At 54.1% G+C, this 15,300-nt stretch carries 10 protein-coding genes and 1 pseudogene; 9 read left to right on the top strand and 2 right to left on the bottom strand.

All coding sequences use genetic code 11. The features are described 5' to 3' along the window. Positions 1 to 16: 16 nt before the first annotated feature. From V3851_RS11270 to V3851_RS11250, 5 genes are all read left to right on the top strand, one after another. Positions 17 to 907, top strand: a complete 891-nt coding sequence (locus V3851_RS11270) for a carbohydrate ABC transporter permease (RefSeq protein WP_331846623.1) — start codon at positions 17 to 19, stop codon at positions 905 to 907. A gap of 108 nt (positions 908 to 1,015) precedes the next feature. Continuing rightward, positions 1,016 to 2,698, top strand: coding sequence for a type 2 periplasmic-binding domain-containing protein (locus V3851_RS11265; protein ID WP_331846622.1), 1,683 nt, complete (start codon positions 1,016 to 1,018; stop codon positions 2,696 to 2,698). A 68-nt stretch (positions 2,699 to 2,766) separates the two neighbouring features. Then, positions 2,767 to 4,677: a histidine kinase gene (locus V3851_RS11260; RefSeq protein ID WP_331846621.1), complete on the top strand. Its 1,911-nt coding sequence runs from the start codon at positions 2,767 to 2,769 to the stop codon at positions 4,675 to 4,677. Further along, positions 4,655 to 6,256, top strand: coding sequence for a response regulator (locus V3851_RS11255; RefSeq protein WP_331846620.1), 1,602 nt, complete (start codon positions 4,655 to 4,657; stop codon positions 6,254 to 6,256). The genes V3851_RS11260 and V3851_RS11255 overlap by 23 nt, the downstream gene beginning before the upstream one ends. 297 nt (positions 6,257 to 6,553) lie before the next feature. Then, the gene (locus tag V3851_RS11250) at positions 6,554 to 8,038 is read left to right on the top strand and encodes a glutamate synthase subunit beta (RefSeq protein WP_331846619.1); all 1,485 of its coding nucleotides are present in this window, start codon (positions 6,554 to 6,556) and stop codon (positions 8,036 to 8,038) included. Between the two features lie 100 nt (positions 8,039 to 8,138). Here V3851_RS11250 and V3851_RS11245 read toward each other — a convergent pair whose 3' ends face one another. Then, positions 8,139 to 8,285, bottom strand: coding sequence for a hypothetical protein (locus V3851_RS11245; protein WP_331846618.1), 147 nt, complete (start codon positions 8,283 to 8,285; stop codon positions 8,139 to 8,141). Positions 8,286 to 8,534: 249 nt separating this feature from the next. On the opposite strand from V3851_RS11245, the pseudogene rbsK reads away from it, so the two are divergent. Next, positions 8,535 to 9,476: pseudogene (gene rbsK, locus V3851_RS11240) on the top strand (ribokinase); the annotation flags it as partial. 84 nt (positions 9,477 to 9,560) lie between these two features. Then, positions 9,561 to 10,490, top strand: a complete 930-nt coding sequence (locus V3851_RS11235; protein ID WP_331846711.1) for a nucleoside hydrolase — start codon at positions 9,561 to 9,563, stop codon at positions 10,488 to 10,490. A gap of 260 nt (positions 10,491 to 10,750) precedes the next feature. Here V3851_RS11235 and V3851_RS11230 read toward each other — a convergent pair whose 3' ends face one another. Next, positions 10,751 to 11,932 carry an ROK family transcriptional regulator gene (locus V3851_RS11230; protein WP_331846617.1) on the bottom strand — a complete coding sequence of 394 codons (1,182 nt, stop codon included), beginning with the start codon at positions 11,930 to 11,932 and terminating at the stop codon, positions 10,751 to 10,753. Between the two features lie 240 nt (positions 11,933 to 12,172). Here V3851_RS11230 and xylA point away from each other — a divergent pair, with 240 nt between their 5' ends. Together xylA and xylB are read left to right on the top strand one after the other, a co-directional pair. Continuing rightward, a complete protein-coding gene (gene xylA, locus V3851_RS11225; RefSeq protein ID WP_331846616.1) occupies positions 12,173 to 13,489 on the top strand; it encodes a xylose isomerase in 1,317 nt (438 codons plus the stop codon). Between the two features lie 130 nt (positions 13,490 to 13,619). Next, a complete protein-coding gene (gene xylB / locus V3851_RS11220) occupies positions 13,620 to 15,116 on the top strand; it encodes a xylulokinase (protein ID WP_331846615.1) in 1,497 nt (498 codons plus the stop codon). Positions 15,117 to 15,300: the final 184 nt, after the last annotated feature.

Below are 15,300 nucleotides of genomic sequence, written 5' to 3'. Positions count from 1 at the left end.
CAAGGAGGACCTGCACATGTTTTTACTAAATCGCAGAACAAAAGGCGATGTCGTCTTCGATACCCTTAACAATCTGGGAATGCTCATCATCTGCTTTGTAACGCTGTATCCGATCTGGTATGTACTGATCAACTCCTTCAACGACGGCAAGGATGCGATGCTGGGGGGCATATACTGGTGGCCGCGGGTATTTAGTCTGGAGAATTATGAGGCCGTGTTCAATAACCCCGGCATTATGACCGCCATGGGGCTCACCGTTGCCAAGACCGTCCTCGGGGTGGTGGCGCATGTATTTTTCACAGCCATGGTAGCTTATGCCTTCTCGCGCAGAGACTTGATTGCCGGCAAATTTTATATTCTGATGGGGACGGTCACCATGATCTTCTCCGGCGGTCTGATTCCTACTTATTTGCTGATTCGCGATCTGAACTTGCTTGATAACTTTTTGGTATATATTATACCGGTATTGTTCAGTTTTTTTGATCTCATCATCTTCATGACCTTCTTCCGCGATATTCCTGACGGATTGGAAGAAGCGGCCCGGATCGACGGGGCGAACGACTGGACGGTCTTCCTGAGAGTCGTGCTCCCGGTATCCATGCCCGTGCTTGCCACCATCGCCCTGTTCCACGGGGTATATCAATGGAACGATTACTTCGCAGGGATTATCTACGTCAATAAGGAGTCGCTGCAGCCGATTCAGACCTTCCTGTACCGGGTTGTGGCGCAATCCAGTTCCAATATTATGACCACGGCCTTGCAAGGCAGCGCAGTCACCAAGACAGTAACCTCGCAATCCGTTAAACTGGCAACGATGGTCGTTACAACGCTTCCGATCGTATTCGCATATCCGTTCCTGCAGCGTTACTTCGTTAAAGGAATGATGATCGGTTCCATCAAGGGCTAATCTTGGGCGTGAGCCCGCATTCATTGCAGTAACTCCTCCGGGCCGCCAAGCGGCGGCTCTGGAGTTGCAATTATAGCATGATAACAATTCAGAAAAGGGGTAAAAAGCATGGGCATGAAAAGTAAGTCCAAAAAAATGATGATGCTTTTGATGGCATGTATCATGGTTCTGTCTCTGGCCGCTTGCGGTAGTAACAGCAAAAACGCAGCCCAAACAGAAAACGCTAACAACACAACGGCGGATACGGCGACGCCATCCGAACCGGCTGCCACACCTTCGGCCGACGAACCGGGCTGGAAGTCCGACACGTCTCCGATTACGTTTGACTGGTATCTGAACTTTGCCTGGTTCCCTAATAAATGGGGGGTTGACCCGACTTCCCAGTATGTAACCAAAAAGACCGGCGTGGACATCAACTTTATCGTTCCGGCCGGGAACGAAAACGAAAAGCTGAACACGCTGATCGCTTCCGGCAAGCTGCCTGATTTCATCACCCTTGGCTGGTATGAAGATGGCGTGAAGAAAATGATCGAAGGCGGCCTTGTTGAGCCGCTGAACAAATTGGCTGAAGAATATGATCCATACTTCTTTAAAGTGGCCGACCCCGACAAGCTTGGCTGGTATACTCAAGAGGACGGCAACGTGTACGGATATCCGAACTCTTCCTCGTCTCCTAAAGACTACGAGAAATACGGAGATACTTATGTATCCAACCAAACTTTCGTAGTCCGCAAGGATATCTACGAAGCGATCGGCAGCCCGGATATGCGTACGCCGGAAGGCTTCATCGCCGCTCTGAAAAAAGCGAAAGAAATGTACCCTGAAATCGACGGCCAACCGATGATTCCGCTCGGCCTGCATGAATTCACGGCCACCGGCAATGATTCCTTGGAAGGCTACATTCAAAACTTCCTGGCGATTCCCAGAGAAAAAGACGGCAAGCTGTACAACCGCGAAACCGATCCGGAGTATGTTCGCTGGTTGAAGACATTGCGTCAAGCTAACGAAGAAGGTTTGCTGGCGAAAGATATCTTCATCGACAAGCGCGCTCAAATGGAAGAGAAGATCGCTCAAGGCCGTTACTTTGCCATGCTGTATCAACGCACTGATTTTGCGGCTCAATTGGGTACCCTGTACCAACAAGATCCCAACAAAATATATATCGCGGTAGACGGACCTGCGAACAGCAACCTGGATGCACCGCAACTGAACGGTCCTTCCATTTCCGGATGGACAGTGACGCTGATCTCCAAGGATGTTAAGGACAAAGGACGCGCAATCAAATTCCTGACTTACTTGATGAGTGAAGAAGGCCAAAAAGACCTTTATCTCGGTGAAAAAGGCGTCAGCTATGATACAATTGACGGTAAGGATCAATTCAAGCCTGAAGCATTTGACCTGATGAACAAAGACCGTGCGGCATTCGACAAGCAATACGGATCTTCGTTCACGTTTTGGATGATGCAAGATACCAACATTACGCAGCAATGGACTCCTCAGTCCGTAGAACCATACAAGCAATTGGAAGACTGGACTCGCGGCAAGACGAAGAGTGTCTCGGAATTCGATTTGCTTGATCCTTTGGCCAACTCCGAGGAGGGGATCATCCTAAGCAAGATCAAGGATCTGCGCAGCAAGACGCTGCCTAAGCTGTTGATGGCTCCATCCGAAGCCGAATTCGACAAGCTCTGGGCAGATTACGTCAAGAAACAGGAAGACTTGGGTCTTGCAGAGGTTCAAGCTTTCCAACAAAAGAAATACGACGAGAACAAGAAAAAGCTCGGCATGTAATAATAGCCATGCCCAAAAGCCCGCTGTACGCGGGCTTTTGGGTGTTTACAAAAAGGAGTCATCCGCTAATGAGGAGCAAGCGCTGGACGTCGATATGGGATTCCTTCATGTATTGGTTCGGGCGCCGCTCGCTGCAGAGCCGCCTGATTGCCGCCTACGTTTTTATTATTTTGGGACCGAGTATGCTGGTGTCCTTTTATTCGTATGAAATGATTAATAATATGTATTTGCGCGATGCCAGGGACAAGAGCCAATCCCTGCTCGATATGGAGGAACTGCATATTCAGACGCAGATTGAGTCCATGGTCCGGGCCATGCAGGTCGCGTATGAGGATCAGGACGTAAAAGATTACCTGGTTAATACCAGTGAACCCGATACCGAAGATTTAGTGGATTTCAACAACAACATCTTCAAGGATTTGACGCGTATTCAATACTATAACCCTAATGTGGAACATCTCCGCATGTTCTCCAGCAACAACATTATTGAAATTTGGCCGATGTTCCTGCGCGAAAGCCGGGTGGCTGACGAGGTATGGTATCAGAAGGCTGTGCAGATGAATGGAATGGAATCCTGGTCCTTTCTATACAATGACCCGGATCTCCTTGACCGCTATAAGGGGCAAACCCCGGCGTTGACACCAAAGGTGTCCCTTCTCCGCGAAATGAGCATTCCGGCCAATCATCATGTAGGCATGGTTCAGGTAGATATGCTGCTGGAGAAGTTTAGCCCGAGAACCTACTCTGTCATTCAGGACAGCCAATCGCAAATGTTGATTGTGGATAGCGAGGCTCAGATTTTTACCCGGGACCAAAATTCTTTCCTGGCGACCAATCCGAAGATGCAAACGGTGATCCGGGAGCGGCTGGAGCATTACAGGGCAACCGGGGAATGGGATTATAATTACTCGGAGAACGGAAATACATTTCTGCTGCTGCACAAGCCGATCGAGCGAATCAATGCGGATCTGCTTAATATCGTTTCTATGGATAATGTGCTGAAAGAAATATCACATACACGCAATTTATTGATCGGAGCCAACATTGGTTTTATCACGCTTGTAACCATCATTACCTATATTATGAATGCTTTTATCTTGAAAAATCTTCGTCTGCTGACCGAGGAGATGAAAAAGGTCCGGAAGGGTGAGACATACAGCGGAATCGTCATCCGCGGAGGCGGCGAAGTCGGGGAACTGGCCCATCATTTCTCGAAGCTGATGAACACCATCAATACACTGGTGGCGCAGGCTGTATATAAGCAGGCCCTGACCAAGGAGGCGGAACTGCGCACGCTTCACAACCAAATCGACGCTCATTTCCTGTACAATACATTAGAGAATATTAAAATGCTGGCCGAGATTGAAAATCAGAGGGCTATCTCCGATGCGCTGACTTCTCTTGGCGGTATGATGAGATATAACTTTAAATGGTCCGGAGAGTACGTGAAGCTTCGCGACGAAGTCCGGCATATCGAGAACTATATAGAGGTTATGAATATCCGATTTGATGAGCCCATTCAACTCCGGCTTGATATACCCGATGCTTATATGGAATTGGAGGTGCTCAAGATGTCGCTTCAACCGATTGTCGAAAATGCCGTAAAACATGCTTGGGCGGTCGAAGAGACGGGGACACGGGAAATCCATATACGCGTGGTTGAATGGCAGGAGGAGAATATCCGGATTTCGGTGACGGATAACGGAAATGGGATCGAACCCGAACAGTTGGACAGGTTAAACGCGGAGCTGAGTCTGGTCAACACAAGGGAGAAAGTTCCGGGTGGCTTCGGAAAGGATAACAAGATCCGGGGAATCGGGTTGATCAATGTTCAGGAGCGAGTCCGATTGTTCTTCGGCCAGGCTTATGGTCTGGAAGTGCTCAGTGAGCAGGGCGGCTATACCAGTGTGGTTATGATCATACCCAAAGTGCTTTTGACAGGAGGGGTAGGCAATAATGATCAAGTTGTTGGTCGTTGATGACGAGAAAAATATCAGGCTCGGGCTAAAGACGATGATTGAACGGGAATTTCCGGGCCTTTACCAGGTGATGACCGCGACGCAGGGAGCCGAAGCGCTGGAGTTATATCGCTCCGAGGGAGCGGATGTCGTTATCACCGATATCCGTATGCCTGTGATGGATGGCATCACACTGATTGAAAAAATGTCGGGGAAATCCGGAGCGCATCGGCCGATCGTTATCATCCTCAGCGGGTATGAAGATTTCGAATACGCTAAAGCCGCAATCCGGTATCAGGTGATGGACTATCTGCTCAAGCCGATTCGTCGGGATGAGCTGTTCGCCGCTCTGCGCAAAAGCGAGGAGGACTTGAAAAAGCAGTCGCAGTTGGCGGAACAGATTGCAATGACGGAAGCGTACCGGAATCAACTGCAATCAAGACGTCTTCAGGAATTTCTTCTTCAACCGGAGATACCGGAGGAGGAGGTGGCTAAGCTGAGAGAAGAAATCGGATTCGAAGGTTACTCGCTTCCTTTTTCGGTAGCGGTGCTGGCCTATAAATATGACGACGGCAGAAATATGAAGAAAGACGAGCTTAAATCGCTTGCCGAACATATGCTAAGCAGCGTAAAGGGCGAGCTGAACGCCGCTCTCCTGGACAGCGAAGGCCGGGTTGTTCTGATCGGGGGACCGCAGCGAAAATTCGCGGAAATGTCGCAGCTTGCCGCCGAGAAGGATCTGGGCGGGCTGCTTATGGGGATCAGCGAGGAAACCGGCAGGCTGGAGGATATTCCCCAATGTTACGAGGAAGCGCGGAAATCGCTCGAATATACATTCATCTATCCTAAGACGAGATTGATCTGGTATGGGGAGATGATGAAGGAGAGACAATATTTTGCCGTTCCCGAGGAGGAAATCCGTAAGCTCGGCAACATATTGGGAACGAACCGGGAGAAGGAGATCAGCGCGCTGCTGCATAGTATTTTCCGGATCGACCGGCTGCCGGGAATCGAAATTTCCTATTTGGAGGCCGTAAGCCGGCGCATCAACGAACGGGTACTGGACGAAGTGTTCCGTGTCTACGGAGAAGCTTCAGTGGAAGTGCTTAAGCTGTACCGGAAAGTCGGGAATATGACGAATTTCCGCCATTTTCATGATTACTTCCGCTCGCTCGAGCAGCTGCTGCTAGATTTGAACGAATATATCAAAGGCATCCGTTCGGCACACAGCGAGCATGGGGATATGAAGGAAGCGATAACCTATATTGAGGACAATTATCACCGGCCGCTGAACATGGCGATGGTGAGCAATCATGTCTCTTTGAATTATTCCTATTTTAGCGAAGCTTTTAAGGCCTATACGGGCGAGAACTTTGTGCTGTATTTGAAAAAAGTGCGTATCCGCAAGGCCAAGGAGATGATCGGAACCGGTACGCTCAAGCTTTCGGAAATCGGAGCGGCGGTCGGCTTCGAGAATACGAAGCAATTCTCCCGGGTATTTAAGGAGCTGGAAGGCATCTCGCCGTTTGAATACCGCGGCAAGCTATTCGCCGGGCAGGAGCGGCTTTCGATCTTAGGCAAGACAGATGAATTGGAATAACGGATCAAAGCGCCCACTATTGTTCATTAAGGCACCGTATGCCAGGCTCGGCAAATACTGCGGTGCCTTTCTCCTATTTTGATCCTGCGTGATATTCTTCATTCAGCCGATCCGGGATTCGGTGATACCATAACTGTATTTAGTGTGCCGAAGCAGGATATCGTCGCGGCTTATAGTTTATTGCTTCATAGCAATAACGCAGAGAAGCGAAAATGCGGCTTATCGCAAATCATATAGATTTATGCATCCACGCGGCAAATCGGCATGATCGGCATACGGTTGAATAGGGGGATGGAGATGGGAAAAGCAACCGGATTTATGGAATATCAACGGGAGGTGCCGGGGGAGATTCAGCCGCTCGACCGGATTACGACCTGGAATGAATTTTCGATACCGCTGGATGAAGAAAAATTAAAGCTTCAAGGGGCCAGATGTATGGATTGCGGCACTCCTTTTTGCCATGCGGGAAGAATGCTGTCGGGCATGGCCTCGGGTTGTCCGGTCCATAACCTGATTCCGGAGTGGAATGACCTAGTATATCGCGGCAACTGGAAGGAAGCGCTGAAGCGTCTGCACAAAAGAAACAATTTTCCCGAATTCACCGGCCGCGTCTGTCCCGCTCCATGCGAAGGAGCGTGTACGGTCGGGAAAGACGGCTCGCCCGTAACGATCAAGAATATCGAGAAATCGATCATCGACAGAGGCTTTGCCGAAGGCTGGATCGCGCCCGAAGCGCCGGAGATGCGCACCGGCAGGAAGGTAGCCGTGGTCGGCTCCGGCCCGGCGGGACTCGCCTGCGCCGACCAGCTCAATCAAGCGGGGCATACGGTAACCGTATATGAACGGGCCGACCGGATCGGCGGGCTCCTCATGTACGGTATCCCGAACATGAAGCTGGACAAAAGCATCGTCCAGCGCCGGGTCGACCTGCTGGCGGCGGAAGGAATCACCTTTGTGACCGGCGTCGAAGTGGGCAAAGACCTCTCTACGGAAGAGCTTATGGCGGAATACGACGCCGTGGTGCTGTGCGGAGGCTCCACGAAGGCCCGCGATCTGGCCGTGGAAGGAAGAGAGCTGGACGGCGTGTACCAGGCGATGGACTTCCTGACGCAAAATACGCGGAGCCTGCTCGACTCCGGGCTCGAGGACGGCCGGTATATCTCGGCCAAGGACAAGGACGTGGTCGTCATCGGCGGGGGCGATACCGGGACGGACTGCGTGGCCACCGCGATCCGTCACGGCTGCCGCAGCGTGATCCAATTGGAGATCATGCCCAAGCCGCCTTTGACCCGGCTGCCGGGCAATCCTTGGCCGGAATGGCCAAAGGTGCTGAAGACCGATTACGGCCAGACGGAAGCCATCCGCCTGTTCGGCGAGGATCCACGCCGCTATCAAGTTTCGACGAAACGGATCGTCGGGGACGAAAGCGGACGGATCACCGGAATTCTGACTGTGGAGATCGAATGGAAAGATTCCGGGCAAGGACGCCTTGTACCGGTGGAAGTGCCGGGAACCGAGCGGCTGCTTCCGGCCGATATGGTCTTGCTGGCACTCGGGTTTACCGGGCCGGAGGACGGGCTGCTTGGACAGTTGGGGATTCAGCGGGATGAGCGCTCGAATGTAAAAACTGCCGAGGGCAGCTACAGCACCAATGCGGAAGGCGTATTTGCCGCCGGCGATATGCGGCGCGGACAAAGCCTGGTCGTCTGGGCGATCCGGGAAGGCCGTGAGGCGGCGAAGGAAGTACACCGGTATTTGCTTAAGGAACCGGCATTGGTCTAAGCTGGTTTTAATATCGAGGAACAAAAAAGGCACCCGCAAGCATGGCGTTTTGATAAGCCGTGTTTCACGGGTGCTATTTATATTAAGGATTCGAAAATGCCTATTCGGGCTGCAATTGAGCTTGCAAATATTCCAGCTTGCGGATGATCTCTTTCTGCCATTTTTGATCGCCCAAACGGGTCGCAAGGTTCAGCAAATCCAAATAATCGTCGATCAGCAGCGAAGATTTTCGGGTAGATACACTCATGGGCTTCATACTCCTTTATATGCAAACTTGAATGATCAGCATTTCGGGACAAATCAATAATGATAATCATTATCACTTGTTAATTCTCATTATGCACAATTTTAAGTAAAAAGTAAATATCTCTATCTCCCCTAACGAAAATTTCTGCGGACCAATTGGTAAAATCATGATCTGTAGAATCCTGGCCCGGCGGCCTCGTTGATTGATGAACCCGGATCAAATGGTCTATGATAAATACGGATTATTGAAATGATGACTATGAAGACTACTTTGTCATGGACAATTGTAAAGAGAGGACAAAACATGAGCGCAGATATTGTAGTAATAGGCAGCTTGAATATGGATATGGTTGTTGCAACGAAGCGTAGACCGGGACGGGGGGAGACGGTGCTGGGGAGCGGATTCCTCATGAGTCCCGGCGGAAAGGGAGCGAACCAGGCTTACGCCGCGGGCAGACTCGGGGCGTCCGTCGCGATGCTCGGGCTGGTCGGGGAGGATTTGTTCGGCGACCGGTTGCTCGAACATTTACGACAGGCCGGGGTTGACGTATCCGGCGTCGGCCGGATCAAGGACGAGTCCACGGGCGTCGCCTTAATCAATATCGATGAGGACGGGGACAACAGCATCGTGGTGGCGCCGGGGGCCAACTACCGGGTGTCGCCGGAATATATCCGCGCTCATGAAGCGCTGCTGGCCGAAGCGAAGCTGATCATGGTGCAGTTGGAAATTCCGCAGGAAGCGATTGCGGAGGCCGTGGCGATCGCGGATCAACATGGCGTCCCGGTGATGCTCGACCCGGCTCCGGCCGGCCCGCTGCCGGACGAGCTGCTGGCCAAAGTGAGCTATATCGTGCCGAACGAGCATGAAATTACCGAACTGACGGGGATGCGGGTGGACGATGAGCCGAGCGCTAAAGCGGCTAGCGCCGTGCTGCGGGACAAAGGCGTCCGGACGGTGTTCTCCAAGCTGGGCCGCCGGGGCGTGGTCGTGACGGGCGATAGCGAAACGTTCGCCCTGCCCGGATACCGCGTGGAGGCGGTCGACACGACCGCCGCAGGGGACGCGTTCGCCGGGGCTCTGGCGACGGCGCTGGTTGCGGGCAAGGATTTGCGGGAGGCCGCCCGGTTCGCCAATGCCGTCGGGGCGCTGACGGTCACCCGGCGCGGCGCCCAGTCGTCGATGCCGGATCCGGCGGAGACGGAGCGGTTTATGCAGGCGGCCGGCGAGGCAGCCGAGAAAGCCAAGGGGACGATAGAAGCTATGGATGGCGCCGCTATGAAGCGTCGGGTTATTCTCGACGTGGACACGGGGGTTGACGATGCGCTCGCGCTCGCGTACGCCGTGCATTCGCCGGAGCTTGAGCTGCTGGGCGTCACGACCTGCTTCGGCAATGTGACCGCCGAGGAAGCGACGCGGAACACCCTGGCGGTGCTGGAGAGCCTCGGCGAAGGCGGGAGCGGGAGGATTCCCGTGGTCGAGGGAGCGAAGGAGACGCTCCGTCGCGGGGAGAAGCCGAAATATTCCCGGCATGTGCACGGCGAAGACGGGCTCGGCAATGCGCTGAAGACACCGCCGCAAGGAAGCGCGCAGCCGGGCAACGCCGCCGACTTCATCATCGCCGAGGTGCGGCGGCGCCCGCATGAGGTGACGATCATCTCGGTCGGCCCGCTCACCAATCTGGCGCAGGCGATCGAACGGGACCCCGGGATCGTGCCGCTGGTCCGCGAGGTGATCGTCATGGGCGGGGCGGTCGGCGTGCCCGGCAATGTCACTCCTTACGGCGAAGCCAACATCGTGGCCGACCCGGAGGCGGCAGCGGCCGTGTTTGCCGCGGGTCTGCCGCTGACCCTGGTCGGCCTGGACGTGACGCTGCAGACGCTGCTGCCGCGAACGCAGCTGGATGTCTGGCGCGCCTCCGGCCGCCGGGATGCCTTATTCCTGGCGGAGATGTGCGAGCATTATATGGGCTTCTACGAATCTTGCTACCCCGGGCTCGGCGGCTGCGGGCTGCATGATCCGCTGGCGGTGGGCGTGGCCGTTGACCCCAGCCTCGTTAAGGCGGAACCGATGCGGGTTACCGTCGTTACCGAAGGAGAGGAAACCGGCCGCACGGTGGGCACGGCGGAGGGGGAACCGAAAATCCGGGTTTGCACCGCTGTGGACGCCGACCGGTTCCTCAAGCATTTTCTAAGCAGGGTCGTGTAAGTCTGCTATTTTTGCGAAGAACCAAACCTGCAAAAGTGCATCTTTTTCTCTAAAATAGTCCCACTCAAATAGAAATTCCTGCGAATGTACAGGTTTTCCATGCATAAACTCCCTTTGGGAGAGAAAATGCGGAGAATTGCTGCACGATCGCAGGAATTTTTAAATGTTCATCGTCGTGATTCGGTAAAAAATGTATTTTTGCAGGAACAGGAACTCGCGAGGAGTGATCGCCTTGAACGCCCTGATCGACTTGACTCCTTCTATACCGTCTCCTGTACGCTCACATCCGGATCGGTCAGAAAAGCGGTGATCGGCATGGACGCGGCGCCGAGCGCCGTGGAGCGGATGCCCAGCTTGGCGAAAGCGACATGCGTCTTTTTCCGGTGGTAGGAAAGGCTCCGGTTCTTGATGGTCCCCAGCATGGCGTCCTCGAACACCTCGCCGGCGAGCGACAGGCGGTTGCCGATGACGATCAGCTCGGGGTTCAGAATGTTGACCAGATTGGCCAGGCCGACGCCGAGTTGAGAGCCGATTTCATTCAGCAGTTCGACCGCATCCTTGTCGCCTTGCTTGGCGGACGCCAGGATTTCTTCCAATGAGGGAGCGTCCTCTTTCCAGAGGGAAGCGGCCCGGTCCACAAGCGCCTTCTCCGAGGCCAGCGTCTCCCAGCAGCCCCGGTTGCCGCAGCGGCAAAGCGGGCCGTCCTCGGCGACGGTCATGTGGCCGACCTCACCGGAAAAGTTGGAAGTCCCACGGTACAGCTCGCCGCCGACGATGATCCCCGAACCGATCCCGACGCCGATGCTTAAATAGATCAGGTTGAGCGAATCGCGCCCGGCGCCGTACAGCTTCTCGCCGATCGCTCCGGCGTTCGCCTCGTTGTCGATATGGATGTTGTCGCCGAGCTCCGCGGCCAGCGCGCCGGCGAGATCGACATTGTCCCAGCCCAGGTTCGGGGCGGACACGACGCGGCTCGTTTCGTCGACGAGACCGGGCACGCCGATGCCGATCCCGACGATGCCGTACGGCGATTCCGGCAGCCTTCGGCTGAGCTGGGCGACCGTTTTGCGGATTTGCTCCGCCATGCTGCCCGGTTCGGAATCGGCAAGAGGCACGCTTTTCTCGCGGATGACGTTGCCCTCCAGATCCACCAGCACGGCCAGCAAATCGCTGACGCGGATGTCGACGCCGATGGCGAAGCCGGCCTGCTTGTTGAACAGCAGCAGCGTCGGCTTGCGTCCGCCGCTCGATTCGCCTGGTCCGATCTCGTTGACGAGCCGGCTGTCGATCAGTTCGGCTACGAGCGAAGAGACGGTCGCCTTGTTCAGACCGATGGCGGCCGAAATATCCGCCCGCGACAAGGGCTGCTTCTGGCGGATCGTATCCAGCACGATGGTTTTGTTCATTTTTTTGATCAGCTGCTGGTCGCCGGTTATTTTCATGAGATTCCTCCGTATAGTCTTGACCTTATTTGCCATCATAACATAAAAAACAAATCCTAACTAAATAACTTAGTTAGTTTACTAGACAAACTAAGTATAACGTGATACGATCTAGTTGAAAAGGGCATGCACCCCGTGAAATAGGGAATGCTACCCTTGGAACCTACAAGATAGACTACAGCAACGAATCGCAATGTAAGGGCTTACTAAAATTAAAATTATGCAGGGAGGACTCAGACAGTGAGTTATTTCAAGAACATCGGCAAAATTCAGTATGAAGGCGCAGGCTCCAACAACCCTCTGGCATTCAAACATTATAACGAGAATGAAGTTGTGCTCGGCAAATCGATGAAAGAACATCTTCGTTTCGCAGTGGCTTATTGGCACACATTCACCATGAACGGTACGGATCCTTTTGGCGCGGCGAACATGATCCGTCCTTGGGAAACGGTATCCGGCCTCGATCTGGCCAAAGCTCGCGTGGAAGTCAACTTTGAATTCCTCGAGAAATTGGGCGCACCTTACTACTGCTTCCACGATGTCGACGTTGCTCCTGAAGGCGCAACCCTGAGAGAATCCAACGCAAATCTCGACGTTATCATCGCAAAATTGAAAGAAGGCATGAAATCCTCCGGCGTGAAGCTGCTGTGGAATACGGCCAACATGTTCTCCAATCCGCGTTATGTCCATGGCGCAGCTACCACTTCGAACGCCGACGTATTCGCTTATGCGGCTGCCCAAGTGAAGAAAGGTCTGGAAACAGCGGTTGAACTCGGCTCCGAAAACTATGTATTCTGGGGCGGGCGCGAAGGTTACGAATCCCTGCTGAACACCGATATGGGTCTGGAACTCGACAACCTGGCAAGATTCTTCCATATGGCTGTCGACTATGCCAATGAAATCGGCTACACCGGCCAATTCCTGATCGAGCCGAAACCGAAAGAACCTACGAAGCACCAATACGATTTCGACGCGGCTACGACCATCTCGTTCCTGCAAAAATACGGTTTGGATAAACACTTCAAACTCAACCTGGAAGCCAACCATGCTACGCTCGCAGGTCATACGTTCGAACACGAACTGCGCGTGGCCCGCATCAACAACATGCTCGGCTCCATCGACGCCAACCAAGGCGACATGCTGCTCGGCTGGGATACCGACGAATTCCCTACCGACCTGTATGCAGTTACGCTGGCTATGTACGAAATCCTTGAAAACGGCGGCATCGGCTCCGGCGGCGTGAACTTCGACGCGAAAGTAAGACGTACTTCCTTCGAGCCGGAAGATTTGTTCTACGCTCACATCGCAGGTATGGATACCTTTGCAAAAGGTCTGAAAGTCGCTGCCAAGCTGAAAGAAGAGAAATTCTTCGACAACCTGATCGCAGACCGCTATGCAAGCTTCAAATCCGGCATCGGCGCGGATATCGTATCCGGCAAAGCCAACTTCAAAACGCTTGAAGCCTATGCTCTTGAGCACAGCGACATCACCAACAAATCCAACCACCTGGAACTGGTGAAAGCCCGTCTGAACGAATACATTTTCAGCGCTAAATAATACGGCTTTAACGTTGCAATTGATTATTCATGCGATGAATTAAAAAGGGACGCTTGCCGTCCCTTTTTGTCAATCTATGAAACGGTTGGGCAAAGGCCTTACGAGATGGATGAAGGGAGAGCTTAACGGGATGAAATACGTAATCGGGGTTGACCTTGGCACGAGCTCGGTGAAGACGGTGCTGGTTAACCAGGAGGGTGAAATCACGGGCGAAGCGACGGCGGCGTACCCGCTGATTCAGGAGCGTCCGGGCTACAGCGAGCAAAATCCGGAGGAATGGGTAAACGGAACGATCGCCTGTCTGAAAAAATTGCTGCAAGAGAGCGGTGTGCCTCCGGAAGATATTGATGGCGTTTCCTTCTCCGGGCAGATGCACGGCCTTGTGCTGCTGGATGAGCAAAATAACGTGCTGCGCAACGCTATTCTTTGGAACGACACCCGTACGACTAAGGAATGCCGTGAAATCGAAGCGAAGCTCGGCGACAAGCTGCTCGATATTACGAGAAACGCCGCATTGGAAGGCTTCACTTTGCCGAAGATTCTTTGGGTGCAGAAGCATGAGCCCGAGCTGTTCGCGAAGGCGGCCCGCTTCGTGCTGCCGAAGGATTATCTGCGCTACCGGATGACCGGGCGCGTGGAAATGGAAATCTCCGACGCTGCCGGCACGCTGCTGCTGAACGTTCCGGAAGGAGCCTGGAGCGAGGAGATCGCCCAGGCGTTCGGCCTTCCGGAAGGGTTCTGCCCGCCGCTGGTCGGCAGCACGGAAGAGACCGGCACGCTGACCCCGGCGTTTGCCGGGGAGAGCGGGCTGTCGCCGAACACCCGGGTGTTCGGCGGCGGTGCGGACAATGCCTGCGGCGCGGTAGGCGCCGGCATTGTCCGGAAAGGCGATGCGATGTGCAGCATCGGCACTTCCGGCGTCGTCCTCACCTATGAAGAGGACAAGAGCAAGGACTTCGCCGGCAAGGTGCACTTCTTCAACCATGCGCATCCGGGTGCTTTTTACGCCATGGGCGTGACCCTGGCCGCCGGCTACTCCTTGAGCTGGTTCAAGGAGTCGCTCGCGCCGGAGCTCAGCTTCGATGAGCTGCTGGCTCCGGTCGGCTCGCTGCCTCCGGGCGCCGAAGGGCTGCTGTTCACGCCGTACCTCGTCGGCGAACGCACGCCGCACGCGGACAGCGTGATCCGCGCCAGCTTCATCGGCCTGTCCGGCACGCACCGCCGCGAGCATCTCGCCCGCGCGGTGATGGAAGGCATCACGTTCTCGTTGGCCGAGTCCGTGGAACTGATCCGCGCCGCCGGCGTGACGATCGAGCGCATCATCTCCATCGGCGGCGGCGCGAAGAATCCGGTCTGGCTGCAGATGCAGGCCGATATTTTCGGCACGCCGGTCGTGTCGCTGAAGAACGAGCAAGGCCCGGCGATGGGCGCGGCCATGATGGCCGCCGTCGGCAGCGGCTGGTTCGGCAGCCTGAAGGAATGCGCCGACAAATTCATCGGCTACGGCAAGACGTATGAGCCGATTCCGGCCAATGTGGAAACATACGGCCGTCTGTTCAAACTGTATCAGCAAGTTTACGAGGCAACCCGCTCGCTCAACGAGGGGCTGCAGGAATTCCGCGGCTAATCAACCCGAGGACTCTATGATACAAAGAACGCGTGCCTTCCGTCATTTCGATGGGAGCACGCGTTTTTTTTACAGTTGCACGAGAATTAACTGTATTTCCTACAGTTAATATTACCGGTTTTCGCCTTTTACGCGAATTAACGGGATTACCTACAGTTAATTTAGGTTGATTGGCGAAAATCCG

It is taken from the genome of Paenibacillus haidiansis, assembly GCF_036553665.1.
GTDB classification, from domain to species: domain Bacteria; phylum Bacillota; class Bacilli; order Paenibacillales; family Paenibacillaceae; genus Fontibacillus; species Fontibacillus haidiansis.
Note: the sequence above shows the minus strand (reverse complement) of the source record. Positions and strands in the feature narration are given on the sequence as shown.